The following is a 24,819-nucleotide window of genomic DNA, read 5'->3' on the forward strand; positions in this document are numbered from 1 at the left end:
AGGCTAGAGCGAACGTACGTCGGCGGGGTGCACCACCTCGGTGATGCCACGCGCGGCGAGGTGGGCGTGGTCCTCGGCGCGTTCGGCGAGCACCGCGGTCGGGCGGGCGCCGTCCTCGGCGAGGCGCATGAACGCCTCGTACACCGGGCCGCCGGGGCCGCAGACCGAGCGGCGGGGCGAGGTGACCTCGTCGCCGGTGGCGACCACCACGGCGGTGCTGCGGGGCTTCGGGGCCTGCCAGGACCGGCGGGCCTCGGCGGCGGCCTCGGCGAGCCGGGCGCCGGCCGGCTTGACCGTCCGGTCGGTGGTCAACAGGCCGAGGCTGTACTCCAGTTCGGGGAAGTCGGCGAGCGAGCGGTCCACGTCGTGCGAGCACCACCAGGTGACGCCCCACAGGTCCGGGCAGTCCAGCGCGGCCGCCACGGTGGCACCGGTGAAGCGCGCCGCGTCCTCGGCCGTGATGTGCGGGGCGGGCGCGCCGACCTCCTGCAGCCAGACCGGGCGGGCCGGGTCGTCCGCCCAGGCCTTGGACAGCTCGACCAGGTACGCGGCGTGCTGCGTGGTGGCGGTCGCGTGGGCGCCGTAGCGCTGGGCGGTGCCGTTGAACACCCAGGAGTGCACGGCGGTGGCGGCGCCGATCCGGGCCGAGTGCCAGGGGGTGAAGGGGTGCTCGTCCAGGTACCAGGCCGCGTCGTAGGAGGCGTGCAGGTGCAGCCGGCCGGGGGCGCCCCGCTCGCAGGCGTCGAGCATCCGGCGCAGCCAGGCCTCCGCCTCGGCGGGGGTGGCCCGGTCAGGGTCGGGGTGCGGGGCGCCGGAGAACTGGTTGATCTCGTTGCCGAGCGTCATCCCGAGGAAGTTGGGCCGTTCGCGCAGCGCCCCGGCCAGGGCGTGCAGGTAGGCGGCCTGGCCGTCGAGCACCTCGGGGTCGGTGAAGAGGTTGCGCCGGTGCCAGGTCCGGGTCCAGGAGGGGAGGAAGTCGAAGCTGGACAGGTGGCCCTGCAGGCCGTCCACCGCGACGTCCAGCCCGCGCTCGCCGGCCGCGTCCACCAGGGCCGTCAGCTGCTCGACGGCGCGCGGGCGGATCAGCGTGCGGTTGGGCTGGAAGACCGGCCAGAGCGGGAACACCCGGACGTGGTCCAGGCCGAGGGCGGCGATGGAGTCGAAGTCGGCGCGCACGGCGTCGAGGTCGAAGTCGAGCCAGTGGTGGAACCAGCCGGCGCTGGGGGTGTAGTTGACACCGAAGCGGGGAGCGGTGGTCATCGGATGGCTTCCTCAACGAGTGTGGGGCGTACGGACGGTGGACTGTCCCCGGACGGGGCTATCCCTTGACGGCCCCCTCCTCGACGCCCTTGAAGAAGAAGCGCTGGCAGACGCCGAACACCACGACGATCGGCAGGAAGGCGATCATGGTGCCGGCCGCGATCAGCCGCGGGTTGGCGGAGAAGGTGCCGTTGAGGTACTGGAGACCGACGGTGAGGGTGTACTTCTGCGGGTCGTTGAGCACGATCAGCGGCCACAGGAAGTCGTCCCAGGCGCCGATGAAGGTGAAGATCACGATCACGCTGAGCATGCCGCGCACGTTCGGCAGACCGATGTGCCACAGCCGCTGCCAGACGTTGGCGCCGTCCACCAGCGCGGCCTGGTCCAGCTCGGCCGGGACGGCGGCGAACGCGGTGCGCATCAGCAGCACGTTGAGCATCGCGATCGATCCGGGCAGGGCGACGCCCAGCAGGCTGTCGGCCAGGCCGAGGCTGCGCACCAGCACGTACTGGGAGACGATGGTGACCTCGCCGGGCAGGATCAGGGTGGCGAGGAAGAGGCCGAGGACGAGCCTGGCGCCGCGGAAGCGCAGCCGGGCGAGCGCGTAGCCGGCCAGGGTGCAGCCGACCACGTTGCCGGCGATGCAGACCGCGGCGACGATCACCGAGTTGAGCGCGTAGGTCCACACCGGGATGACCTCGGCGACCTTGCCGTAGTTGCCCAGGGTGGGCTGGTCGGGCAGGAAGCTCGGAGTCCGGGTGTAGATGTCCTCGGTGGGGCCCTTGAGGGAGGTGGACAGCTGCCACAGGAAGGGGCCGATGACCAGCAGCAGGACCAGGGCCAGGAGCAGGTAGCGGGCGGCGGTCAGGGCGGTGGAGGGGGTGTTGAAGCCCCGGGCGGGCCCGCTGGGCCCGGCCTTCCCCGAGGGCTTCGCGGGGGTCTCGCTCGACGTGCGGACGGTGGTCACGGGTCAGGCCGCCTTCCGGTTCAGCCGCATCAGGAACAGCATCGGGCCGAGGGTGACGACGAACAGCAGCAGGCTGAGCGCCGAGGCGTAGCCCAGGTGGCCGTTGAAGCCGCGGCTGTACATCTGGATCAGCATCACCACCGACATGTCCCGCCCGCCGGGCCCGCCCTGGCCGTTGGAGAGCACGTACAGCTCGGAGAACACGCGCAGCGAGCTCACCGAGATCAGCGCGGAGACCAGGACCATGGTCGGGCGCACCCCGGGCAGGGTGACGTGCCAGAACCGGTGCAGCGGGCCCGCGCCGTCCACGGCCGCCGCCTCGTGCAGCTCGCGCGGGACGTTGGCGAGGGCGGAGAGGTAGATGACCATGTAGTAGCCGAGGCCCTTCCAGACGGTCAGGGCGATCGCGCTGAACAGCAGCAGCCAGCGGTCGGTCAGGAACGGGACCGGGGAGTCGGCGAGCCCGGTCTGCCGCAGCAGGCCGTTGACCAGGCCGCGGTCGTCCAGCACCCAGCCCCAGATCAGGGCGACCACGACGGCGGAGGCGATCACCGGGGTGTAGAAGGCGGTGCGGAAGAAGGTGATGCCGGGGATCCTGCGCTGCACGAGCAGGGCGAGCAGCAGCGGCAGGACGGTCAGCAGGGGCAGGCAGACCAGCATGAACACGATGCTGTTGAGCAGGGCGTCGGCGAGCTGCTCGTCGTCCAGCAGCCGGCCGTAGTTCTCCAGGCCGGTGAACTGCCCGCCGCCGATGGGCTTGGCGTCGGTGAAGGAGAGGATCACCGTGTTGACGGCCGGCCAGAGGTTGAAGACGGCCAGCCAGACCATCGCGGGCCCGGCGAGCAGCCAGGGGGTGAACCAACGCCGGTGGGTCATGCCGTCGCCTTCCTGGGGCCTGGGGGTGGTGCGGGTGCCCGCCGGGGTGATGGGGCGGGGAGCGGCGGGCCTGGGGGAGACCCGCCGCTCGTCACCGGTTCGGGGTCGGGACGCGGCCCGGTGGGGTCGGGTCGCGGTGGGGTCAGGGCGCGGCCCGGTGGGGTCGGGGCGCGCCGAGGTTTCGATCAGCCCTTGAGCAGCTTGTTGCACTGCTCGACGGCGGTGTCCAGCGCCTGCTTGGAGCCGGTGTCGCCGCTGATGGCCAGGGCGAACTGCTGCTTGATGACGGTGCCCATCGCGTCGTCCACCTCGACCGGCTGGATCAGCTGGGCCTTGGCGAGCGAGGTGAAGGCGATCACCTTGGCGTCGCCCGCGTTGGTGCCGTCGCTCTTGCTGAAGAACGGGTCGTTCGCGGAGGCCTTGGTGGAGGGGAAGACGCTGGTCAGGTGGGCGAAGGCGGCCTGGTTCTCGGGGCTGGTGACCCAGCGGGCGAGGGCCACCGCGGCGGCCGGGTTCCTGGTGTTCTTCGGGATGGACAGGCCCTGGACGTACAGCGGCGGGGTGGCCATCGCGGGGGAGGGGACGACCTTCGGGGCGAGGGTCGGGTTGTCGGTGGCGAGGCTGGTGATGAAGTTGCCGCCGCCGGTGGTCCAGGCCGCGGTGCCGGAGCTGAAGAGCTTCGAGTTGCCGGCGTAGGTGTCGGTGAGCACCCCGTTCGGCATCAGGCCCTCCTTGAAGGCGTCGCGGTACTTGTCGAGCAGTGCGGCGGCCTCGGGGGTGTTGAAGGTGAAGCTCCTGCCGTCGTCGGACATGATCTTCACGCCGATGTTGTACAGGTCACCGATGCCCGGCTTGCGGCTCATCAGGTAGGTCTGGCCGCCGGACTTCTCCTTCATCGTCCGGGCCTGGGCGATCAGTTCGTCCAGGTTGGCCGGGGGCTTCCGCGGGTCCAGGCCGTACTTCGTCAGGAGTTCCGAACTCCAGTAGTTCACATCGGTGTTGAGGTACCAGGGGTAGCCGAAGGTGCCCTGGTGGCCGTTGAACCGGTAGGCGTCCACGCCGCCGGGGACGTACTCCTCGGCGAGCTTCGGATCGGCTTTGGCGACGTCCAGCAGGACGTCCTTCTTCGCCAGTGGGAAGGCGAAGTCCGGCGGGAGGTTGACCACGTCGGGCAGGGTGCCGGCGGCCGCCTGGCTGAGCACCTTGTCGGAGTAGCCCTCGCCGGGCTGGTCGAGCCACTCGACCTCGACGCCGGGGTACTTCTTCTTGAAGCCGTCGATCACGCCCTGCATGTAGTCGGTGAACTTCGGCTTGAGCGCCCAGGTCTGGAGCGAGACCTTGCCCTTGACCTCGCCGGTGGCGGCCGCGCTCGCCACCGTGTCGCCGTCCTTGGTGTCGCCGGAGCCGAGTCCGCAGCCGGTGAGGGCGGCGGTGGCGAGCGCGGTCGTGGTCAGTGCCGCCCAGATTCTTCGCATGAGGGTCTCCCGGTCCTGGGGTGGGTGGGGGATCGTGCCGAGCTCGGGGGTGGTGCCGGATCTTGGGGGGAGGTACCGGAACTCGGGGGTGCCGGATCTCGGGGAGGGGGATTCCGCAACCTGACTAACTAAACCGGTCTAGCTATGCCTGGGACTATGCTCCCGCCTAAACTTGGCTGTCAAGAGAGGAGTCGGGTTCTGTGGGCAGACCGACGATCGCCGACATCGCCCGCCAGGCCGGTGTCTCCAAGGGCGCGGTGTCCTTCGCGCTCAACGGCCGCCCTGGCGTCAGCGAGGCGACCAGGGCCCGGATCCTGCGGGTCGCCGAGGAGATGAACTGGCGGCCGCACAGCGCCGCGCGGGCCCTCGGCGGAGCCAGGGCCGACGCCGTCGGCCTGGTGATCGCCCGGCCGGCCCGCACCATCGGCGTCGAGCCGTTCTTCAGCCAACTGCTGTCCGGGCTCCAGGCGGTGCTCTCGGCCGGCTCGGTCGCGCTGCACCTGATGGTGGTCGAGGACACCGCCGCCGAGACGGAGGTCTACCGGCGCTGGGCGTCCGAGCACCGGGTGGACGGCTTCATCGTGGTCGACCTCCAGGTCAAGGACCCGCGGCTGCCGGTGCTGGACGAACTCGGGCTGCCCGCCGTGGTGCTGGGAGGGCCCGGCAAGGGCGGCAACCAGCTGCGGATCTGGGCCGACGACCGGGAGGCGATGCTCTCGATCGTCGACTACCTGGCCGCCATCGGGCACCGCCGGATCGCCCACCTCGCCGGGCTGCCGCACTTCCAGCACACCCAGCGGCGGATCCGCGCGCTGCGCGACGCCTCGCGCCGGCTCGGACTGGAGGAGGCGGTGTCGGTGCCCACCGACTTCAGCGACGCCGAGGGCGCGGCCGCCACCCGGACCCTGCTGTCCCGGGCCAGGCGGCCCACCGCGATCGTCTACGACAGCGACGTGATGGCCGTCGCCGGACTCGGCGTGGCGGGGGAGATGGGCGTCGCGGTGCCCGGCGAGCTGTCCATCGTCTCCTTCGACGACTCGGTGCTCGCCCGGATCGTCCACCCGCCGCTGACCGCGCTCAGCCGGGACACCTTCGCGCTCGGCGAGCAGGTCGCGCGCAGCCTGCTGGCGGAACTGGACGAGGCCGGTCCGGGGCGGGACCTGCAGATGCCCACGCCCCGGCTGACCGTACGGGAGTCCACCTCGCCGCCGGGGGTCGCGCCGGCCGGAATCCCGGTGGTCTCCCCCGAGGCTTCTCCCTCGACTTCCCCCGCGGGTGTGGTTGCCACGCACATCGTTGACAGCGGTTCTGAACCGGTTTAGCCTCGCAGCGCCGAGCGGGCGCCGCTCGGCGCGCTCCACCCGGCGCGCTCCACCCGGGCGCGCTTCTCCGCGTGCCCACCGCGCACCGTCCGGCTCCCGCAGCCTGTCTCGCTTCCAGTCTCGCTCCGCGTCCGCTTCCCGCCGCTTCCGTGCGTCGGGGTAGTCGGGCAGCGGTGCGACTCCGACTCGGTCCCGACCCTGTTCCCACTCGGTCCCTGCTCGGCCCCGACTCCGACCCCCACTCGATCCAGCACCGGCACGCCCGCATGCAGCCGGGCCCCCGTCCGTGACGGAGGGCCCGCCCACCCTCCTCCGCTCGATCGGAGCCCCCGCATGTCACGACGCCTCCCCCTGCTGCTCGGCACCGCCCTCGCGGCGGCCACGCTGACCGCCACCCCCGCGGCCTGGGCCGGCCCGACACCGGCCGCGGCGCCCGCCGCCACCGCGACGTCGGGCACCCAGCCCTTCGCCTCGTACTGGTACCCCAACAGCATCCTGAACTGGGACCCGGCGACCGACCCGGACGCCCGCTTCAACCGCTCCCGCGTCCCGCTCCAGCCGCGCACCAGTGACCCGGCGCTGCGGGCCAACCCCAACGCCCGTACCGGCGAGGGCCGGATCGCCTCACTGGTCTCCTTCGGCCCCACTTCCGACAACCCCTCCCAGGGCTCCGCCGACCCGAACTACTACGCCTTCGGCTACTGGCAGTACGTCGACAAGCTGGTGTTCTGGGGAGGCTCGGCCGGCGAGGGCCTGATCCTCGCCCCCAACCCGACCGTGATCGACGCCGCCCACCGCAACGGCGTCAAGGTGTACGGCACGGTCTTCTTCCCGCCCGGCGCGTACGGCGGCCAACTCCAGTGGGTGCGCGACTTCGTCCAGAAGTCCGGCAGCCGGTACCCCGTCGCCGACAAGCTCGTCCAGGCCGCGCAGTACTACGGCTTCGACGGCTGGTTCATCAACCAGGAGACGGGCGGCGGGGATTCGGCCCTGGCGGGCGAGGTGCGCAACCTGATGCAGTACACCAAGGCCCAGAGCGGCACCGAGTTCATGTGGTACGACGCGATGACCACCTCCGGGTCGGTCAACTGGCAGAACGCCCTCACCTCGGCCAACTCGCGTTTCCTTCAGGATGGTTCGAAGCGCACCTCGGACTCGATGTTCCTGAACTTCGGCTGGTCGTCGAGCGGCCTGAACTCCTCCCGGGCGCTGGCCCGCCAGCTCGGCCGCAACGAGTACGAGCTCTACTCCGGCATCGACACCGAGGCCAACGGCTACAACACCGGGGTGGACTGGTCCTCCCTCTTCCCGTCCGGGCAGCCGCACACCACCTCACTGGGCCTCTACCGCCCGGAGTGGACCTGGAAGTCCGCCGCCGACCGCGCCGACTTCTACGCCAAGGACGCCCGGTACTGGGTCGGCGCCGCCGCCGACCCGTCCAGGATCGACCTCTCGTCGAGCTGGCCCGGCCTGGCCGGCTACGTCGCCGAATCCTCGCCGATCACCGCCAAGCCCTTTGTCACCACCTTCGGCACCGGGCAGGGCGACTTCTACAACGCGGCCGGCACCCGGGTCGCCACCGGCGGCTGGAACAACCTCTCGCTCCAGGACGTCCCGCCCACCTACCGCTGGGTGGTCGAGTCGAGCGGCGGCAGGCTCACCCCGTCCGTCGACTTCACCGACGCCTACCAGGGCGGATCCGCACTGCGGTTGAGCGGAAAGCTCGACGCCGCCAACACCGTGCGGCTGTACCAGACCAGGCTGCCGGTCGCCGCGGACACCAGGCTCGACCTGGTGGTCAAGACCCCGGCCGCCGGGCCCACCAAGCTCAAGGCCGCCGTCTCCTTCACCGACGCGCCGGGCACCTTCACCACGATCGACGTCGGCGCCAACTCCGGTACCGGCTGGGAGCGGCACACCCTCGACCTCTCCCCGTACGCGGGCCGCACCGTCGCCCAGATCGCCCTGCGGGTCAAGGGCAGCGACCCGGCGTACGACCTCAGGGTCGGCCAGATCGCCCTCTACGACGGCTCGGTGGCGACACCGGCGGCACCGTCCGGCCTCACCGTCCTCGGTGCGAGCGACGTGACGCCCGGCACCAGCCAGTCCCTGCGGCTGTCCTGGACGGCGGCGCCCGGCGGCAACGTGCACCACTACGAGGTCTACCGGCGCAACGCGGACGGCAGCCGCACCTTCCTGGGCGCCACACCCAACGACGCGTACTTCGTCGGGCGGCTGGACCGGACCGGCGGCGAGAACGCCACCACGCTGGACGTCGAGGCGGTCTCCACCACCTACGGACGCTCGGCCGCCACCTCCACCACCGTGAGCTGGAACGGCACCCCGCCGACCTCCACCAACCTGGCGCTGAACCGCCCGGCCACCGCCTCCGGCCAGTGCAACGCCAACGAGGGCCCGGCCAAGGCCGTCAACGGCAGCGTCGGTGGCGGGACCGGTGACAAGTGGTGCACCCTGACCTCCGCCAAGTGGCTGGAGGTGGACCTCGGTTCGGCGAAGAAGCTGTCGACGTTCGTGGTCAAGCACGCGGCGGCGGGCGGCGAGAGCGCCTCGTACAACACCCGTGACTTCACCATCCAGGTCAGGTCGGGCACGAGCGACCCCTGGACGACCGTCGCCGACGTCACCGGCAGCACGGCCGGCACGACGAGCCACCCGGTGAACACCACCGCCCGCTACGTCCGGTTGGTGGTCACCACGCCCACCCAGACGACCGACCCGGCGGCCCGTATCTACGAGTTCGAGGCCTGGGGCGCGTAGCCCCGTTCCGAAGAGTCCGAAGAGGAGGCACCCCGTGCCGGTCACCATCACCGCCGTCGAGAGCACCGACCTGTTCGTCGGCCCCGAGGACGCCCCGCGCCAAGTGCTGCGGGTGAGGCTGGAGGGCCCGACCACCCGGATCGCCGTCAGCGGCCCGGGCGTCCGCGGCGAGGCGACCGGCACGGGGCCGGTCGACGTCCCGCTGGAGATCGGCGGGGCCTCGCCCGGCGACCGACTCGCCGTCACCGTCAGCGTCGAGGGTTCGTCCGTCGACGCCGTGGTGGACGTCGCCGAGCCCGGCTGGACCATGTTCCTGGTCTCGCACTTCCACTACGACCCGGTCTGGTGGAACACCCAGGCCGCCTACACCTCCCCCTGGGAACTGCTCTCCGCCGACGCCACCACCCGGCCGCTGTGGGAACGCAACGGCTTCGCCCTCGTCGACGCCCACCTGGACCTCGCCCTGCGGGACCCGGTGTACAAGTTCGTGCTCGCCGAAGTCGACTACCTGAAGCCGTACTTCGACCAGCACCCGGAACGCCGCGAGACACTGCGGCAGCTGCTGGAACGCGGCCAGGTCGAACTCGTCGGCGGCACCTACAACGAGCCGAACACCAACCTCACCGGCGCCGAGACCACCATCCGCAACATCGTCCACGGCATCGGCTACCAGCGCGACATCCTCGGCGGAGACCCGCGAACCGCCTGGCAGCTCGACGTGTTCGGCCACGACCCGCAGTTCCCCGGCCACCTCGCCGCGGCCGGCCTCACCGGCAGCGCCTGGGCGCGCGGCCCGTTCCACCAGTGGGGCCCGATCCAGAAGAACTTCCGAGCGGCCAAGGACGACGCCCGGGTGATGCAGTTCCCCAGCGAGTTCGAGTGGATCGCCCCCGGCGGCGAGGGCGTGCTCACCCACTACATGCCGCACCACTACTCGGCCGGCTGGTGGATGGACTCCTCGCCCGACCTGGCCACCGCCGAACAGGCCGTCTACGAGCTGTACCGCAAGCTCAAGCCGGTCGGGGCGACGAAGAACCTGCTGCTGCCCGTCGGCACGGACTACACCCCGCCCAACAAGTGGGTCACCGGGATCCACCGCTCCTGGGCCGCGAAGTACCTCTGGCCCCGCTTCGTCTGCGCCACCCCGCGCGACTTCCTCGACGCCGTCCGCGCCGAACTCGCCGCCACCGGAAGGCGTCCCAGCCCGCAGACCCGCGACATGAACCCGGTGTACACCGGCAAGGACGTCTCGTACATCGACACCAAGCAGGCCCAACGCGCCGGCGAGGTCGCGGCCGTGGACGCCGAGAAGCTCGCCACGCTCGCCACCGTGCACGGCCTCGGCCGCTACCCGGCCGCCGCCCTGGACAAGGTCTGGCGCCAACTCGCCTACGGCGCGCACCACGACGCCATCACCGGCTCCGAGTCCGACCAGGTGTACCTGGACCTGCTCGGAGGCTGGCGGGAGGCCCACGACCTGGCCTCCGGTGTACGGGACGCGGCACTGGACGCGCTCACGGCGCGGATCTCCACGGCGGGCGTCGGCTCCGCCGGGGGCGTCGACTCCGAGGCGGGCGTCGGCTGCGAGGAGGGCGTCGGCTCCGCCGTGGTGGTGACCAACACGCTCTCCTTCGACCGGACCGACCTCGTGACGGTCGAACTGCCCGACGGCGTACGGTCGGTGCGGGTGCTGGACGACCGTGGCGAGGCGGTGCCCAGTGCCGTCGACCGGGGGACGCTGCGTTTCCTGGCCACCGACGTGCCCGCACTCGGCTGGCGCACCTGGCGGCTGGTGGAGGGCGTCGCGGAGCAGCCGTGGACGCCCGCCGACGGCTTCGTGATCGAGGGTGACCGCTACCGCGTCACCGCCGACCCGGCACGCGGCGGCGGCCTCACGTCGGTCCGTGATCGGCTGCACCACCGGGAGTTGATCCAGCACGGCCGGATCGGCAACGAGCTGCGGGTGTACGAGGAGTACCCGCAGCACCCCGACTTCGGCGAGGGCCCCTGGCACCTGGTGCCCAGCGGGCCGGTGGTCGGCTCCGGAGACGCCCAGGCGTCGGTGCGCCGGGAGACCGGGCCGCTCGGCGAGCGCCTCGTGATCGAGGGCACGGTCGACTCCGTACGGTACGAGCAGACCGTCACGCTCTGGCGCGGCCTCGACCGGGTGGACTGCCGCACCCGGGTGGTCGACTACTCCGGCGCCGACCGGCTGCTGCGACTGCGATTCCCGGCGGACGTCCCCGGCGGGCTGCCCGTCAGCGAGGTCGCCGGCGCCGTCGTCGGACGCGGCTTCGCGATGCCGGACGTGGACTCGGCGGAGGCGCCCTGGACGCTGGACAACCCGGCCAACACCTGGTTCGGACTCGGCGCCACCGCCCGCGTCGACCTGATCGACCCGACGGGCGCGGCGGCCGGCTCGCGCGCCCTCGGCGTGGCGGAGGTCGTCGTCCCCACCCTGGACGACGCGGCCGACGCCCGTCCGCTGGTGGTCGCGCTCGCCCGGGCCGGGGTCACCGCCACCACCTCGGCGGCGGACTGGGCGCGGTACGGGTGGCTGGACGTGGACTCCAACCTGCCGGACTTCCGGATCGTGGTCGGCCCGCCGGAAGTCAACCCGGTGGCAAGGGAGTTGCTCGCGTCGGCGGGAGAGGAGTCCGTCGCCGCCCTGAAGGCGCACGGTGCGGTGTGGGTGCCGGCCCTCAGGCCGCTCGCCGAGCTCTGGCGTCCGGACGCCGACCTGCGCGACCTGCGGGCGCTGCCGGCACTCGTCGTCGCCGACGCGGCGGCACTGGCGGAGGACCTGGCCGACGCCCGGATCACCGCCGTCTGCCCGTCGGCCGTCTCCTCGGCGGACCAACTGGCGGACCACACCGTGGCGTTGCTGACCTTCGGCCTGCCCGGCTTCGCGGTCGACACCACCGGCGCGCTGCACCTGTCACTGATGCGCTCCTGCACCGGCTGGCCCTCCGGAGTCTGGATCGACCCGCCCCGGCGCACCCTGCCCGACGGAGTGTCCTTTCAACTCCAGCACTGGACGCATGAGTTCGGCTATGCGCTGGTGGGTGGCGACGGCGACTGGCGGGACCAGACGCTGCCCGCCCGGGGGCAGGAGTTCAACCACCCGCTGTACGCCCGGGTCGTCCCGGCGCAGGAGGGCCCGCTGCCGGCCACCCTGTCCTGGCTGCGGGTCGAACCGCAGCGCGAGGTGCTGCTGGGGACGCTCAAGCCGGCCGGCAACCCGATCGCGCGGGGCTCGGCGGCCGCGGTCGGTCCCGAACTCACCGTCCGCCTGGTCGAGTCGACCGGCCTCGGACGGTCGGTGCGGCTCGGCGGCGCCCTCGGGCTGGGTGACATCCGGGCCGCCGACCTGCTGGAACGGCCGCTGCCCGGTGGTGGCCCCGCCCTCGACCTCGCCGGTTCGCAGATCGCCACCCTGCTCGCGACCCCGACCGTATCGGCCCCGGCGGGTGAAGCGGACCTCGGCCCGGTGGCTGAGGCCGCCCAACCCGTCCACGCCCGCTACTGGCTCCACAACCGGGGCCCGGCCCCGCTCGGCTACCTACCGGTGTCCGTCGGCGCCTCGCCCGGACTGCTGCGGACGGCGGGGGAGCCGGTGACGCTCTCGGCAGCCCTCTCCTCCCAGCTGCGGGACGCGGACGTGGAGGGGACGGCCGTGGTGCTGCCCCCCGATGGCTGGACGACCAGCCTCGGCAGCCGCCCGTACCGGCTCGAACCCGGAGGGCACCTGCGTTTCCCGGTCACCCTCACCCCGCCCGCCGGGGCCGAACCGGGGTTGTACTTCGCGGCCGTCCGGATCGTGCACGACGGCCAGCAGATCGAGGACGTCGTGACCATCGCCGTCGGCGACCTGCCCGGCGTCCTGCCCGTCCCCGGAGACACCCCCGAGGACTGGACGATCGCCCAGGGCACCAAGGCCGGCACCGGCCGCGACACCGGCCTGGACGTCGCGGTCTCGCACGAAACCCTGCGGGTTGCCCCCGGTGGCCGGACCACCCTCGCCGTGACCCTCACCAACCGCACCCGTGGCGAGATCCGTGGCGAGCTGCAACTCGTCTCCCCGTGGGGAACCTGGCACGCCATCGCCGAGCCCGTCCGCGGCTTCACCGTCGCAGCCGACTCGACCACGACCGTCGGGTTCGATGTCACCGTCCCCGAGTCTACCGACCCCGGCTCGTACTGGGCCCTTGCCAAGGTCATGTGGTTCGGCCGCTGCCAGTACGCCCCGACCGTCGCCCTGGTGGTGGAGGCATGACCACGCTCGGCCTGCTCGACGGACGCCCGGTCCCGCGTACGCGTCTCGACGCACGTCTCGCCGCCCTCCGGAACGGCCCACGCGCCACCGCCCTGCCGCAGCCCGGCAGTTCGGAGGACCGCCAACTCGCCCGTTGGGTCGCCCAGGTGCTCCTGACCGAGGCCCTCTGCGAAGCGGTGGCCGCCGACCGCAACCTGCCCGTGGTCCCCGGCGGCCCCGCCCACCTCGACCACCAGGCCGCCGTCGAACTCGGGTCCATCACAGCGGCCGCTTACGAGGGCAGCGCTGCTGTCCGCGCCGTCTACGAGATGGTCACCGCCGACACCGATCCCTCACCCACCGACATCGCCCACTACCGCGCCATGACCACCCGGCCGCCGGCCGAACGCTGGCACCTCGCCCTCCCCGACGGTGAGTTGGAGGCCGACCCCGACACCCTTCCGCTGGCCCTCGCCGAGGCCCTCCGGACAGCGTCGGAGGGCGAGTGGGTCACCGCCGGCCCCTGGAAGGCCGCCCTCCTCGCCACCTGCACCACCCCGGAGGACGATGACCCCACCCCCGCCCTACGCGATGCCGCCCGCCGCGCCGCCTTCGTCCGCTGGATCGACCACGAACGCGCCCAACGCCTCACGCTCGTCGAAGGATTGGAACACCCGGGCGACCCCGCCCAACCCGACAACCACCACCGCCACTGAGCAGTCCACCTGCCTCGCCGCGAGCGGGGCGGCCGTCGACGCGCCCGGGACTTCCCGGAGCGCGTCGACGTCAGGTGGCGGGCTCGGAGGTGCCCGATCGGATGCGGGGCGCGGGGAGCGGGGAGCGGGGAGTGACGCCGCCCGGTGGTTGCCTGTGCGTGCGACGTCAGACGGTGAACTGCTCGTGGGGGATGCCCGCCGCCCACACGGCCTCGAACGCCGCGGAGCAGAGCGCCACCGCGGCCTCGTCCTCGGTGAAGGCGTGGCCGGCCCAGTCGCCGTCGCCCGTGAACCAGTGGAAGAGCACCAGCCGCTGGTCGATCAGCCAGAAGTCGTTGCCCGGGAGGGCGATGGCCGACGCCCGGCTCCGGGGAAGCCATCGGACCTGTTCACCGGCCGCGAGGTTGACGGGGGTGACGGCGTGTTCGTACCTGATGTAGTCGGTCACGGGTTCCGAGACGATCCGGGCGCGGCGCATGACCACACCCCGGGAGATCGCGTCCTCCACGAGGGGTATCCACGTGGGCCAGAACGACGCTTCGGGGTCGTTGTCCACCTCGCCGGTCCGCTTGAAGCGGTCGAAGGGTTCGGCCTCGTCGCCGACCGCGTAGCTGTCGCGCATCTCCAGGTGCACGGCGGACCGGGTGGCGCTCCGCAGCAGTTCGGCGAAGTCCGGGGTGCTCTGTGCCATCACGGGCCTTCCTCGGGATCGGGGTCATCGTCGGCGGATGCGGACCCCATTTTCCCCTTCGGGATGCCGGTGGGCCGGCCTTCACCCGAAAGCGCCCGCCGTGCCGGGGGAGCGGCACGGCGGGCGAAGTCGTCCGGCAGCAGCGCTGGTTCGACTCGATCGGCCGGGTCAGTTGCGGATGAGGACCCAGGCTCCCAGGCCGCCGCAGTAGCTGCCGTTGTAGGTGCCGGTGTGGTAGCTGGCCGGGATCGGGGTGTACGGGCAGATCCACAGTCCGGGCCGGGCGAGCTGCAGGAACCAGGAGCCGAGGCCGCCGCAGCCGGGGTTCTGGTGGTTGGTGTTGATGTATCCGGGCCAGATCGGCGAACCCGCGCAGGTCCAGATGCCGTTCTGCACGGGCTGCTGGTACCACATGCCGGCGCCGTTGCAGCCGTTGTTCGTGTGCCGGGTGAGGACGTAGCCGGGGGTGACGGGCGCTCCGCAGCAGATCCAGCCGGCGGCGCCGAGTTGTGGATCTGGAGCGACCCTGGCCGGGAACGTGAACCACCCGAATGTATTGGCATGGTCATATCCAAAGGCCGGAAGCCGATCGGAGGCCCCCGCGCGGGTCCGATCCCCCGACGGAGTGAACCTGCCGGGGATGGGCCGCCCGTGGGCCGGAGGACCATCGAAGATCGGAGGCCAGGAGTCCGGCGTCGTCCGGGACAGGGCGGGACGGAACCGGAACCGGGCCCGGATCGGAAGGATGCGACGTGGACCGAACGGAACTACTGCCGATGAGCGACCTGTGCCGGGAGCTGTACGGCCTGTCGGCCGCCACCCGGGAGGCCTTCCTCAACTACGGCAAGGCCCTGATGGTGATCGCCGGCGCCGACGGCGAAGTCAGCGAGCCGGAACTCGACTGGCTGATCGACCACCAGCGGCGGATGGGCGCACCGGAGGACGTCATCGAGCTCTATCGGGAGTTCGACTTCCGCTCGGCCGACCTCGACGACCTGCTGCCGGCCATCCGTACCGACGTGGAGAACTGGCAGGCCGCCCCGCACCTCGTGTACCACGGCATCAAGATGGCCGGCGCGGACGGCGTCTACGCGGAGGAGGAGCGGGCCCAGGTCCTCCGGGCGGCCCGGCTGATGGGCGTCCCCGACGACATCGTGCTGTCCCTGCACGCCCTGGTGGACATGGAGCAGGCGGTACACGACCTGCGCGCCGCGCTCTTCCACGTCAGCAGCGCCCCGGACGTCGACTGACGGGTGGGGGCCGCCCGCGCCGCCGGGGAGCGATTGGCGGGCTCGACGCGCCCACGGTCCCGACCGGCGGTGCGCGGACAAACGGTGGTGGACGTACGAAGCTGGTGGGACCGGCGGGTGCGCGTGGCGCCCCGCCTCGCCCCCGTACAGAAGGGTCTCCACCCATGGCCGCCTCCTCGCACTCCCCGTCCCCTTCCTCGTCCTCCTCGTCCTCCTCGTCCCCTTCCTCCTCGGGTTCCGACGGTCCGCAGCGCGCCGTGCGGGTCGCCGCCCCGGGCGCGGTGCCCGAACTGTCCGAGGTGCCGGTCCGCGAGCCGGGGCCAGGGGCGGTGCGGATCACCGTCGAGGCGTGCGGCGTCTGCCACTCCGACCTCCTGATCGCCGGCGGCGCCCTGCCCGGCACGACCTTCCCGGTCACCCCCGGCCACGAGATCGCCGGCCGCATCGACGCGCTCGGGGAAGGGGTGGAGGGCTGGAAGGTCGGCGACCGGGTGGCCGTCGGCTGGTACGGCGGCAGCTGCGGACACTGTGAGGCCTGCCGCTCGGGCGACGGCATCCACTGCCCCGAGCTGCAGGTCCCCGGCGCGGCCTACCCCGGCGGCTACGCCGACAGCGTCATCGCCCCGGCCATGGCACTGGCCGCGATCCCCGACGAGCTGAGCGCCGCCGAGGCCGCCCCGCTGGCCTGCGCGGGGATCACCGTCTTCAACGCCCTGCGCCGCTCCGGCGCCCGGGCCGGTGACACCGTCGCCGTGCTGGGTCTGGGCGGACTGGGCCATCTGGGTGTGCAGTTCGCCCGTGCGATGGGCTTCCGCACCGTGGCCATCGCCCGCGGCGCGGAGAAGGAGCCGCTGGCGCACCAGCTCGGCGCCGAGCACTACATCGACAGCACCGTCGGTGACGTCGCCCTGGCCCTGCGGGCCCTCGGCGGCGCGAAGGTGGTCCTGTCCACCGTCACCAACGCCGACGCCGTGTCCGCCGCCGTCGACGGACTCGGGCGGCGCGGCGAGCTCATCGTCGTGGGCGTCTCGACCGACGGCATCTCGGTCAGCCCGCTGCAACTGATCACCGGTGACCGCAGGGTCTACGGCCACTCCTCGGGCACCGCCGTCGACACCGAGGACACGCTGCGCTTCGCGGCCCTCAGCGGTGTGCGGGCGTGGATCGAGGAAGTGCCGCTGGAGGAGGCCGCCGCCGCGGTGGACAAGATGACCAGCGGGAGGGCCCGCTTCCGCATGGTCCTCACCACCGGCCGCTGAGCGTTCGTACCGAACCCAGTACCGAAGCTCGCGCACCCGGGCGATCGTCCGGCCCACCCCCATGGTGCGGGACGTACCCCTTGGGTCACCCGGGCCGCCCCGGTGCCCCAGGGGCGGCTCGCCACCCTCCACGACCAACTCGCTTGTTGACGACGGTCGTTCGAATACGTCACGCTCGATGGACCGCCGAGGCCGGGCCGTCGCCCGGGACCATCCGACCGCCACGCGCGCCGTACGCCGCGTGGTGCGCCGCGCCAGCCCCGCCGCCCCGGCCCGGATGTCCACCGTGCACCCGTGTGGAGGTACCGCCATGTCCAAGCGCCGTCTCGCCGTCCACGGAGCCGCCGTCGCCGCTCTGACCCTCGCCTCCCTGCTCCTCCCGGCCACCGCCGCCCACGCCGCGCCGCCCGCCGACTCCTGCACCCAGAACTGGAGCATCAGCTCCGGCGAGGGCTACGCGAACGGCAAGTGGTGCAACTACAACACCAAGGTCGTGGGCACGGTCCACGACACCAAGGCGGACGGCCGCTGTCCCTACGTGCGCGGCGCCCTCTCCAGCGGCGGCTACGTCGACAGCGACTGGGCCGGCGGCAAGGGCAAGTCCCGCGCCATCACCCTCCACGCCCCCTCGGGCGCCCACTTCACCAGCGTCAGCATGCGCTACATCGGCTGCTGACCCCCGGCCGCGGGCGGCCGCGGATCCCCCGCCGCCCGCGGATCCCCCGCGGCCCCCTCTCCGCCGCCGCGCCCCTATTTCACCGCCCGAAACGGCGAGAAGTGCGACGGCGCGTCAAGCCACTCGTGATCCACGTTCCACTGGCAGTGGGTCGCGATCACGTAACCGGCGCCCGAGTTCAGGACGAACAGTTCCTTGGGGGCGGGAGGGAAGGCGATGCCGAACTCGCGCGATTCCTCCGGCGTCTCGATCCGGTCGATCGACAGGCTCGACATGTCCGCCGAGATGCTCATGTGGTGGACATTGCTGAAGAGGACCTCGATGCGCTCGTCGGCGTCGAACCTCGGCGCGCTCCGGAGCAGGAGTCTGGAGTAGCTGAACCCGTAGGCCCAGATCCTGAACTCGCGGTCCCACTCGATCAGACGCATGAACTTCCCCATTCGATGGAAACACAGGATTCGGCACGTCAGGCCCTCGCGAACGTGACGCAACGGCCGAAAGGCCCCTTCGGACGGCAGCAGTGGCCGCGACAGAAGGGACCTCTCGGTCGACGTTAGCCGATTCGACGGCTGGACCGACTAGTCGCCGTCGGTACGCCCCCGGTGGAACGTGACGGCCGGCTTCCTGGTCATCCGGCGGCCCGAAGGGCGTTGAAGTCGGGCAGGGTCAGTGAGATGTCCTTGCCCTGCCAGCGGAACGTGATCGATTCCCATGACCGGTTGCCCAGCCTGACGGCCTCTCCGAGGATGTTCATCTCCCGCTGGGTCGTGATGTAGCTCCTGTCGATGCGGCCTTCCTTGTAGAAGTCCTCGAAGAGCTCCTGCGGCGTTCCGGCCTTTCCGTTGGACATCCTGAAGCCGTCGAGGACGACGTAGATCCGACGACCGGGCTGCTCGTTGGCGACGTCCCGGACGGCTGCCAGCGCGCCCTCCTGTGTCTTGTCGAGGAAGTGCTCGTACCGGTTGCTGTCCGCGAAGTTGCGGAGATCGCCCTCCTTCTGGATCCCCAGTGCGACCCCACAGACCTCGGCGTTGTGCACCAGGACCGGCGTCTCGCCGGCGAGGACGTAGTACGTGTGGAGGTCGTCGACGGTGAGGTTGTAGGCGGGCTGGAGGGTGTTCCAGTGCCGGACGCTCTCGATGCGCCGGGGCTGTCCGGCCGGGTCGCGCAGTTCGTCGCCGGTCTTGAGCTCGGCGGCGTCGATCCACTGCTTCTGGTTCTCGGACCAGAAGGGGTGGTGGTCGGTGCTGGTCAGGGACTGCCCGGCGCCCAGGGAGACGTCGGTGAAGTCACGGTCGTCCGGGGTGTAGATCGTCGCGCTGACGCGGCGCGGCGCCGTCAGTCCGGTCGCGGGATCGGTGGCGAGGACCTCGTCGCCCGCCTTGACCGTCTCGATCGGACGGGTGGAGCCGTCGCCCATGAGGACGCGGGTGCCGGCCGGGAAGCTGTTGACGGGGCAGGACTTGGGGAGCCGGCCGACCAGCTTCTTGATGAACTCGGCGGCCTTCTCGCCCCAGGGGCCGAACTTCTTGGCCCACTTGGCGAACTTGGCGACGGCGGCGCCGTCGCCGACGAGGGGAATCGCCGCGATGCAGGAGAGGTAGGCGTCCTGGGTCCGGCCCTCGATGGCGTAGTAGGCGCAGTTGACGAGGTCGGCGATGTCGGCGAGGCCGGGGGCGATGACACCGCCCGCACCGCCGATGACGTCGAGGGTGAGGTGGACGCTCTCGGAGAAGAGGCGGTAGACAGCATTGATGTTGTCGTTGTCCTCCTTCTGCTTCTTGAGCTCCTCCTCCAGCGCCGCGATCGTCTCCTGCTTCTGCTTGGCCTCCCTGGCCTGCTCCTCGGCCTTCTTGCGCTCTTCCGCGAGCCTGGCGAGCCGGGCCTTCTCCTCGGCTTCGTACTTGGTCTGGTAGCTGGCGAAGGCGTCGATCCGGGACTGCTCCGCAGCTGTCGCGTCCTTGCCGGCCGCCTCCGCGGAGGCCCGGGCGGAGTTCGCGGCGCCGTAGGCATTCGATGCCGCGAACCGTGCCTCGCCGGCGGAGTGTTCCGCCTGCCTGGCGGAGTACATCGCGGCAGCGGCGTCGCGGTTGGCGGAGGCCTTGGCGGCCTTGGCGGCCTTCGCGGCAGCCGCGGCCTTGGCTGCGTCGGCCTGGGCGGCGTCGGCGGCGGCCTGGGCCTTGGCGACGTGGTCGGCGGCGGTGGTGGCCGACGCCGTGGCCGCGGCCTCGTAGCCACGGGCCTCGTCGGCAGCGTCGCGGGCGAGGGCGGCGGCGGCCTGGGCCGTGGCCGCGTTCTTCTGGGCCGTCGCCGATGCGGCGGTGGCTTCGGCGATCAGACCCTTGACGTCGGCGACGTGGACGGCGGTGAGCCGGTCCTTCTGTTGGGCGGTGAACTGACCCTCGGCCACGAAGGCGCGCAGCTTGAGTACCGGGCCTTCGAGGGCGATCCTGGCTGCGGCCTTGAGCTCGGGCTCGGTGGTCGGGGAGTCCTCGAGCCGGGTGGCGGTGAGAAGGTCGTCGGCGGCCTGCGCGTCCGACAGCCCCTTGCCGAGGAAGTCCCGCAGGGCCGCCGGGGTGTTGGTCCGCAGCGCGGCGTCGGCGGCGGCCTTGACGGCGGGGCCGGCCTTGTCGCTGAGACGGGTGATCGTCAGCCGGTTGTCGGAGGCCGCGGCCTCGTACTGCCCGCTCTCCAGGAACGCACTGACCTGGTCCGCACCACCCTGGAGCGCGGTGTACGCGGCCGTGCGGACCGCCTCGTTCTCGTCGTCCTCGTAGATCTGCGCGGCGTGTTCGCGGGCGTCCCGTGCTTCGGCCGCCCGGCGTTCGGTCCTGAGGTAGCTGAGGACGGCGATGTCATTGCCGGACAGGGCCGCCTGGGCCGCGGCGGCTCCCCAGGAGCCGGAGATCTTCCGGGAGAGGATGGCGAGCTTGCGGCCGTCGGTGGCGACCAGCTCCGGGGTGGTGCCGGGCTGGTCGGCCAGCTGGGCGAGACGGTCGGCCTCGGCCTTCGCCTTCTGGACCTCCTGGGCGGCCTGGCCGGTCTGCTCCTGCTTCGCCGTCTCGTCGGCCTTGGCCTGGCGGGCCTTCTCCACGGCGGCCGCGGTGCGGTTGGCGAGGTCTTCGGCCTCGGTGCGGCGGGCCAGGTCCTGGACGTCGTTGGCCTGGTTGACCGCCTTCTGGGCTTCCGTGGCGTAGCCGGAGGCGGCGTTCGCGTGGTTGGTCGACTCCTGCGCGGCGTTGGAGCTCTGGCCCGCGTGGTCGGCGGCGTCCCGGGCGGCCTGGGCCGCCGCGGTGGCGTGTTGGCCCGCGGTCTTCAGCAGCTCTGCGGCGGCCGCGGCCTGCGTCGAGGCTTCGGTGGCGAACTGCTGGGAGGCGGCGGCGGCACGGCCGGCCTCGGCGGCCTGGCGGCGCGTCGCCGCCGCGGCCTGCTTGGCCTTGGCCGACTGGCCGCCGGCGCTGGCCGCGTAGGCACCCGCCTGCTCGGCGGATCCCGCCGCGGCGTCCGCGTTGCCCTTGGCGCTCAGCGCGGCGCCCGCCGCGTCCTTGCTGCTCTTGGCGGCGTCGTTCGCGTGACCGAGCGTCGTGTTCGCTTCCGCGGCCAGCTTCGCCGCAGCTGTGGCGGCATCGGCGGCGACCCGCGCTTCGTGTGCCTTCGTCGCGTCGCCGGCGGCCCCGGCCGCGGCGGTTTCGGCATCGGCTGCGGCCCGCTGGGCCCCGGCCGCGGCGGCCGCGGCGTTCGACGCCGCGTAGGCGGCGGCCCGTGCGCCCGCGTTGGCGGCCCTGGCGGCCGACATCGCGGTTTGCGCCGCGGCACCCGCGCGCTCGGCCGCCGTCGCGGCCTTGTTCGCCGCCTCGGTCGCCTTGGCCGCGTCATTGCCGGCCTGCTGCGTCTCGGACGCGGCCAGGGCGGCGGCCTCCATGGCCTTCCGCGCCTCGTAGACCGCCTTGTCCTTGGCGTCGATGGCCGCAGCCGTCTCCTGGGCCGCCTGCGCGCCCGCTTCCTTCGCCTGCTGGACCAGCTGCGCGATGCTCGCGCGCTCCAGGTCACGGTTCTGCGCGATGTACTGACCGACCGCGAGGAAGTCGCGGACGTCCTCGATCGACCCGTTCAGCGCCGCACGAGCCGCCGCCTGGGTGTTCGCGCCGCCCGCGCTCAGGATCTGGACCAGCTTGACCCGGTCGTCCGCGTCCTTGGCGGCGAACTGGCCCTCGGTCAGGAACCGCTGCAGGTCGTCACTGCTGTTGCTGCGCAGCGCGGCGTCGCCGGCCGCCTGGATGCCGCGTCCGGCGCCCATCGCCGGGTCGGTGAGCCGGGTGATCCACAGTCGCCGGTCCGCGTCCAGCGCCGCCTGCCAGCCGCCTTGCAGGAAGGTGTGCAGCTGGTCGGGGGTGCCGCCGATGGCCTTGTCCACGGCCTCGCGGACCTTGGGCCCGCCCAGGCTCTCGATCTGGGTGGCGGCCAGCAGGTCGTCCAGGTGTTGGGCGCCGGCGAGGTCGTTGTCCAGGAACCGCTTGACGTCCTGGTCGGAGCCTGCCAGCGCGGTCTCGGCGAGCTGGTGCACGCGGGGACCGCCGCTGAGCCAGGCCTGTACGGTGCGCTCGCGCTCGCTCAGCCGGACCTGGTCGTCGGTCGGCTCGACGGCGACCGCGTTCGGGATGCCGGCCCCCACCAGACCCGCCGTCAGGGCGAGCGGCAGCAGGCTCAAGGAGAGCTTGCCCAGCAGCGGAGGCCCTCCCCTTCCTCGCCGTTGTGAGCGGGATATCGATAGGCGCACGGGAAACCTCCACTGTCGAGTCGGCCGAATCACGGCCGCAGCGGAGCCTACGACAAATGACACTGCGACAGAACGCCTACGAAGTCCGATTGTTGCCGGCGGATAAGGCATGGGAGATCCACGGCCACGGGCATAGGCCTGCAAATGCAGCGCATCGCCAAGAACTCCTTATTACCTTCGAAAGCATGACATCTCGCCCCATCTGACCATGGAAACAGTTGTCGAGACGTCAGTTCATCTGCTTCGATGGGCCGGATTCCACTGCCGTCGACATTGGCGGCAATGCGACCGGCGAAGGCATTCCCACCGACATTGACGCTTCGTCACCGCCGGTCGGTTCGCCGGTCATGCGGGTTGGTTCGCGCCAATCCGTGGATCCGCCCTTCAGGGCAACACCAGCTGAACGAAAAGGATTAGGAATGGCAAAGCACGTGTCCCGCTGGCTCGTTGGCGGTGCCGTCGTGGCGGCCGTGACGCTGGGCGCCACCGCGCTCGCGTCGGCCGACGGCGCCCCCGCGGACAACTCGACCGCGCCGGTGGCGGTCGAGGACTTCAACCACCCCGGCCCGGCCCCGTACCCGAACGTCAAGCTGCTGCGCGGCGACGGCCACATCATGCTGTCCGACTGCGCCGTGGACAACCAGATCAGCGTCCTCAGCTTCGACCTGCCCAACAGCAGCGGCAACCAGATCTGCTTCCGCGCCACCAGCACCACCGGCTACCTCACCCTGGAGGTGCCCAACGTCTTCCGCATCCGCACCGACGACTACTCGGTCAACGCCAAGCTCACCACCGTGGACGGCGTCCAGAGCGTCGACATCGCCAAGGGCACCGCCGCCAGCGTCGGCATCGGCAGCGGCACCGGCACCGGCAAGCCCGCCGCGCTCCTCGAACTGCGCATCACCGGCTGACCCCCACCGGCACCGCTCCCCGCTCACCCTTCCCGATGGAGCCCCAGGTGACCCACACCCCCCTCCGCAGCACCAGGAGGACCGGCCGCACCACCACACGCCGGTGGCTCGCCGCCGCCGCCGCCGTGACCGCGACCGCGCTCGCCGGAGCCACCGCGATCGCCTCCGCCGACACCACCCCACCCCCCGCCGACAACTCCGCCGCACCCCCGGCCGTCGAGGACTTCACCTACCCCGGCGCCGACACCGTCACCAAGGTCAAACTGGTACGCGGCGACGGCCACATCCTGCTCGGCGACTGCGCCAAGCCCACCCAGATCCAGATCTGGACCCGCGCCCCGGGCAACCCGGACAACCGGATCTGCTTCACCGTCGCCGGCACCACCGGCACCCTCACCCTCCAACTGCCCGACGCCTTCGCCGTCCAGACCAGCGGCGGCCGCTCACTGAAGGTCGGCCTCACCCTCGACGGCACCGCCCAGACCCTCGACGTCCCCAAGGACGGCTTCAAGGGCATCGGCGAAGGCACCAGCGGCACCCCGGCCGGCATCACCGAGCTCACCGTCACCGGCTGACAGCCACCGCCCGAACCCACACGCCACCTCTCACCTCCGGGAACACACATGCTTCGCAACTCCTCGCCCCGCAACCTGCGGGCGGGTCTGCTGGCCGCGGCAACGGCCGTCGGCACGTTGAGCACCTTCGCCCCGGCCCATGCCGTGGTGGGCGACGCGGCTCCCGACAACACGTACGCCAGTACCGCCCGGATCGTCGTCGGTGACTACCTGCGTGGCTGCACGGGTGCGCTGGTGGACCGCTACTGGGTGCTGACCGCGGCGTCGTGCTTCTCGGACGACCCGGCGCAGCCGCAGGTGCTGGCGGCGGGTGCGCCGAAGTGGAAGTCGTCCGTCACCGTGGGTGCGAAGTCGGCCGAGGTGGTCGAGTTGGTGCCGCGTCAGGACCGTGACCTGGTGTTGGCTCGGCTGTCCACGCCGGTGGACGGGGTCGCTCCGCTGGCGCTGGCGACCACGGCCCCGACGGCCGGGCAGAGCCTGCGGGTGCCCGGTTTCGGCCGGACCAAGGACGAGTGGGCGCCGCTGAAGCTGCACACCGGCGTGTTCTCGCTCGACACCGTGAGTGCGACGGCTGTCGGCATCACCGGTACGGGCGGTGCGGCGATCTGCAAGGGCGACACCGGTGCCCCGGCGATCCGTGAGGTGAACGGCAAGGCCGAGCTGGTGGCCGTCGCGTCCCGCTCGTGGCAGGGCGGCTGCCTGGGCACGCCCGCCACCGAGACCCGTACCGGCGCCTCCAGCTCCCGTGTCGACGATCTCGGTGACTGGGTGAGGTACCAGCGTTCCCGTACGGCGGAGGTCCGGTCTGGCCTGCACGTGCAGGCCATCGGCGCTGACAGCAAGCTGTGGGAGACCGTCGCCGACTACCGGGCCGGCACCTGGCTCGGTGGCTGGCGGCCCCTGCCGAGTGGCGACCTCACCGCCGTGGACTCGGTGGCCATCGGTGACACCGTGCACGTCTACGTCATCGGTTCCGACGGCCACGTGTACACGTGTGACGGCAAGGTCGGCGGCGGCTGGACGCCGTGGGG

Annotated in this window: 18 protein-coding genes; 10 read left to right on the forward strand and 8 right to left on the reverse strand. The window is 72.0% G+C overall.

Going from position 1 to position 24,819, the window contains the following annotated elements:
• Nucleotides 1-3: 3 nt before the first annotated feature.
• The 4 genes from ACIQ87_RS21395 to ACIQ87_RS21410 all read right to left on the reverse strand — a co-directional run bounded on the left by ACIQ87_RS21395 (nt 4) and on the right by ACIQ87_RS21410 (nt 4,578).
• On the reverse strand, nt 4-1,260 hold the full coding sequence (locus tag ACIQ87_RS21395) for a glycosyl hydrolase (protein WP_402408974.1): 1,257 nt from the start codon (nt 1,258-1,260) through the stop codon (nt 4-6).
• A 58-nt stretch (nt 1,261-1,318) separates the two neighbouring features.
• Nucleotides 1,319-2,128, reverse strand: a complete 810-nt coding sequence (locus ACIQ87_RS21400) for a carbohydrate ABC transporter permease (RefSeq protein ID WP_402409041.1) — start codon at nt 2,126-2,128, stop codon at nt 1,319-1,321.
• A 102-nt stretch (nt 2,129-2,230) separates the two neighbouring features.
• On the reverse strand, nt 2,231-3,103 hold the full coding sequence (locus ACIQ87_RS21405) for a carbohydrate ABC transporter permease (RefSeq protein WP_392879736.1): 873 nt from the start codon (nt 3,101-3,103) through the stop codon (nt 2,231-2,233).
• Nucleotides 3,104-3,288: 185 nt separating this feature from the next.
• Entirely contained in the window at nt 3,289-4,578 is a 1,290-nt protein-coding gene (locus ACIQ87_RS21410; RefSeq protein WP_402408977.1) for an ABC transporter substrate-binding protein, read from the reverse strand.
• A 200-nt stretch (nt 4,579-4,778) separates the two neighbouring features.
• Between ACIQ87_RS21410 and ACIQ87_RS21415 the strand changes: the two genes are divergently transcribed.
• The 4 genes from ACIQ87_RS21415 (at nt 4,779) to ACIQ87_RS21430 (ending at nt 13,649) form a co-directional block, all read left to right on the forward strand.
• Nucleotides 4,779-5,900, forward strand: coding sequence for a LacI family DNA-binding transcriptional regulator (locus ACIQ87_RS21415; RefSeq protein ID WP_402408980.1), 1,122 nt, complete (start codon nt 4,779-4,781; stop codon nt 5,898-5,900).
• Nucleotides 5,901-6,233: 333 nt separating this feature from the next.
• A complete protein-coding gene (locus ACIQ87_RS21420) occupies nt 6,234-8,678 on the forward strand; it encodes a discoidin domain-containing protein (RefSeq protein WP_402408984.1) in 2,445 nt (814 codons plus the stop codon).
• Between the two features lie 34 nt (nt 8,679-8,712).
• Nucleotides 8,713-12,954, forward strand: coding sequence for an NEW3 domain-containing protein (locus tag ACIQ87_RS21425; protein ID WP_402408987.1), 4,242 nt, complete (start codon nt 8,713-8,715; stop codon nt 12,952-12,954).
• Nucleotides 12,951-13,649 carry a hypothetical protein gene (locus tag ACIQ87_RS21430; protein WP_402408990.1) on the forward strand — a complete coding sequence of 233 codons (699 nt, stop codon included), beginning with the start codon at nt 12,951-12,953 and terminating at the stop codon, nt 13,647-13,649. Before ACIQ87_RS21425 ends, ACIQ87_RS21430 begins: the two co-directional genes overlap by 4 nt.
• A gap of 166 nt (nt 13,650-13,815) precedes the next feature.
• Here ACIQ87_RS21430 and ACIQ87_RS21435 read toward each other — a convergent pair whose 3' ends face one another.
• Together ACIQ87_RS21435 and ACIQ87_RS21440 are read right to left on the reverse strand one after the other, a co-directional pair.
• The gene (locus tag ACIQ87_RS21435) at nt 13,816-14,340 is read right to left on the reverse strand and encodes a DUF6879 family protein (RefSeq protein ID WP_402408993.1); all 525 of its coding nucleotides are present in this window, start codon (nt 14,338-14,340) and stop codon (nt 13,816-13,818) included.
• Nucleotides 14,341-14,508: 168 nt separating this feature from the next.
• Nucleotides 14,509-14,754, reverse strand: a complete 246-nt coding sequence (locus ACIQ87_RS21440; protein WP_402408996.1) for a hypothetical protein — start codon at nt 14,752-14,754, stop codon at nt 14,509-14,511.
• Nucleotides 14,755-15,092: 338 nt separating this feature from the next.
• Here ACIQ87_RS21440 and ACIQ87_RS21445 point away from each other — a divergent pair, with 338 nt between their 5' ends.
• The 3 genes from ACIQ87_RS21445 (at nt 15,093) to ACIQ87_RS21455 (ending at nt 17,525) form a co-directional block, all read left to right on the forward strand.
• On the forward strand, nt 15,093-15,590 hold the full coding sequence (locus ACIQ87_RS21445; RefSeq protein WP_402408999.1) for a hypothetical protein: 498 nt from the start codon (nt 15,093-15,095) through the stop codon (nt 15,588-15,590).
• Nucleotides 15,591-15,754: 164 nt separating this feature from the next.
• A complete protein-coding gene (locus tag ACIQ87_RS21450) occupies nt 15,755-16,849 on the forward strand; it encodes an alcohol dehydrogenase catalytic domain-containing protein (protein WP_402409001.1) in 1,095 nt (364 codons plus the stop codon).
• 310 nt (nt 16,850-17,159) lie between these two features.
• Entirely contained in the window at nt 17,160-17,525 is a 366-nt protein-coding gene (locus ACIQ87_RS21455) for a hypothetical protein (RefSeq protein ID WP_402409004.1), read from the forward strand.
• Nucleotides 17,526-17,599: 74 nt separating this feature from the next.
• Here ACIQ87_RS21455 and ACIQ87_RS21460 read toward each other — a convergent pair whose 3' ends face one another.
• Both ACIQ87_RS21460 and ACIQ87_RS21465 read right to left on the reverse strand, forming a co-directional pair.
• Complete coding sequence (locus tag ACIQ87_RS21460) at nt 17,600-17,953, reverse strand: hypothetical protein (protein ID WP_402409007.1); 354 nt, start codon at nt 17,951-17,953, stop codon at nt 17,600-17,602.
• A 200-nt stretch (nt 17,954-18,153) separates the two neighbouring features.
• Complete coding sequence (locus ACIQ87_RS21465) at nt 18,154-22,233, reverse strand: polymorphic toxin-type HINT domain-containing protein (protein WP_402409010.1); 4,080 nt, start codon at nt 22,231-22,233, stop codon at nt 18,154-18,156.
• 488 nt (nt 22,234-22,721) lie between these two features.
• On the opposite strand from ACIQ87_RS21465, the gene ACIQ87_RS21470 reads away from it, so the two are divergent.
• The 3 genes from ACIQ87_RS21470 to ACIQ87_RS21480 all read left to right on the forward strand — a co-directional run.
• On the forward strand, nt 22,722-23,213 hold the full coding sequence (locus tag ACIQ87_RS21470; protein ID WP_402409013.1) for a hypothetical protein: 492 nt from the start codon (nt 22,722-22,724) through the stop codon (nt 23,211-23,213).
• Nucleotides 23,214-23,260: 47 nt separating this feature from the next.
• On the forward strand, nt 23,261-23,788 hold the full coding sequence (locus ACIQ87_RS21475) for a hypothetical protein (protein ID WP_402409016.1): 528 nt from the start codon (nt 23,261-23,263) through the stop codon (nt 23,786-23,788).
• A gap of 48 nt (nt 23,789-23,836) precedes the next feature.
• Nucleotides 23,837-24,819 (forward strand): S1 family peptidase (locus ACIQ87_RS21480; RefSeq protein WP_402409019.1); only part of this gene is annotated, 983 nt, incomplete at its 3' end.

Source organism: Kitasatospora sp. NPDC096204 (assembly GCF_044763205.1).
Classification (GTDB): domain Bacteria; phylum Actinomycetota; class Actinomycetes; order Streptomycetales; family Streptomycetaceae; genus Kitasatospora.

What these genes read in the sequence shown, in the direction of transcription:
- ACIQ87_RS21395 (WP_402408974.1), bottom strand. Translation starts at nt 1,260, where the DNA reads ATGACCACCGCTCCCCGCTTCGGTGTCAACTACACCCCCAGCGCCGGC.
- ACIQ87_RS21405 (WP_392879736.1), bottom strand. Translation starts at nt 3,103, where the DNA reads ATGACCCACCGGCGTTGGTTCACCCCCTGGCTGCTCGCCGGGCCCGCG.
- ACIQ87_RS21410 (WP_402408977.1), bottom strand. Translation starts at nt 4,578, where the DNA reads ATGCGAAGAATCTGGGCGGCACTGACCACGACCGCGCTCGCCACCGCC.
- ACIQ87_RS21420 (WP_402408984.1), top strand. Translation starts at nt 6,234, where the DNA reads ATGTCACGACGCCTCCCCCTGCTGCTCGGCACCGCCCTCGCGGCGGCC.
- ACIQ87_RS21430 (WP_402408990.1), top strand. Translation starts at nt 12,951, where the DNA reads ATGACCACGCTCGGCCTGCTCGACGGACGCCCGGTCCCGCGTACGCGT.
- ACIQ87_RS21435 (WP_402408993.1), bottom strand. Translation starts at nt 14,340, where the DNA reads ATGGCACAGAGCACCCCGGACTTCGCCGAACTGCTGCGGAGCGCCACC.
- ACIQ87_RS21440 (WP_402408996.1), bottom strand. Translation starts at nt 14,754, where the DNA reads ATGTGGTACCAGCAGCCCGTGCAGAACGGCATCTGGACCTGCGCGGGT.
- ACIQ87_RS21450 (WP_402409001.1), top strand. Translation starts at nt 15,755, where the DNA reads ATGGCCGCCTCCTCGCACTCCCCGTCCCCTTCCTCGTCCTCCTCGTCC.
- ACIQ87_RS21455 (WP_402409004.1), top strand. Translation starts at nt 17,160, where the DNA reads ATGTCCAAGCGCCGTCTCGCCGTCCACGGAGCCGCCGTCGCCGCTCTG.
- ACIQ87_RS21460 (WP_402409007.1), bottom strand. Translation starts at nt 17,953, where the DNA reads ATGCGTCTGATCGAGTGGGACCGCGAGTTCAGGATCTGGGCCTACGGG.
- ACIQ87_RS21470 (WP_402409013.1), top strand. Translation starts at nt 22,722, where the DNA reads ATGGCAAAGCACGTGTCCCGCTGGCTCGTTGGCGGTGCCGTCGTGGCG.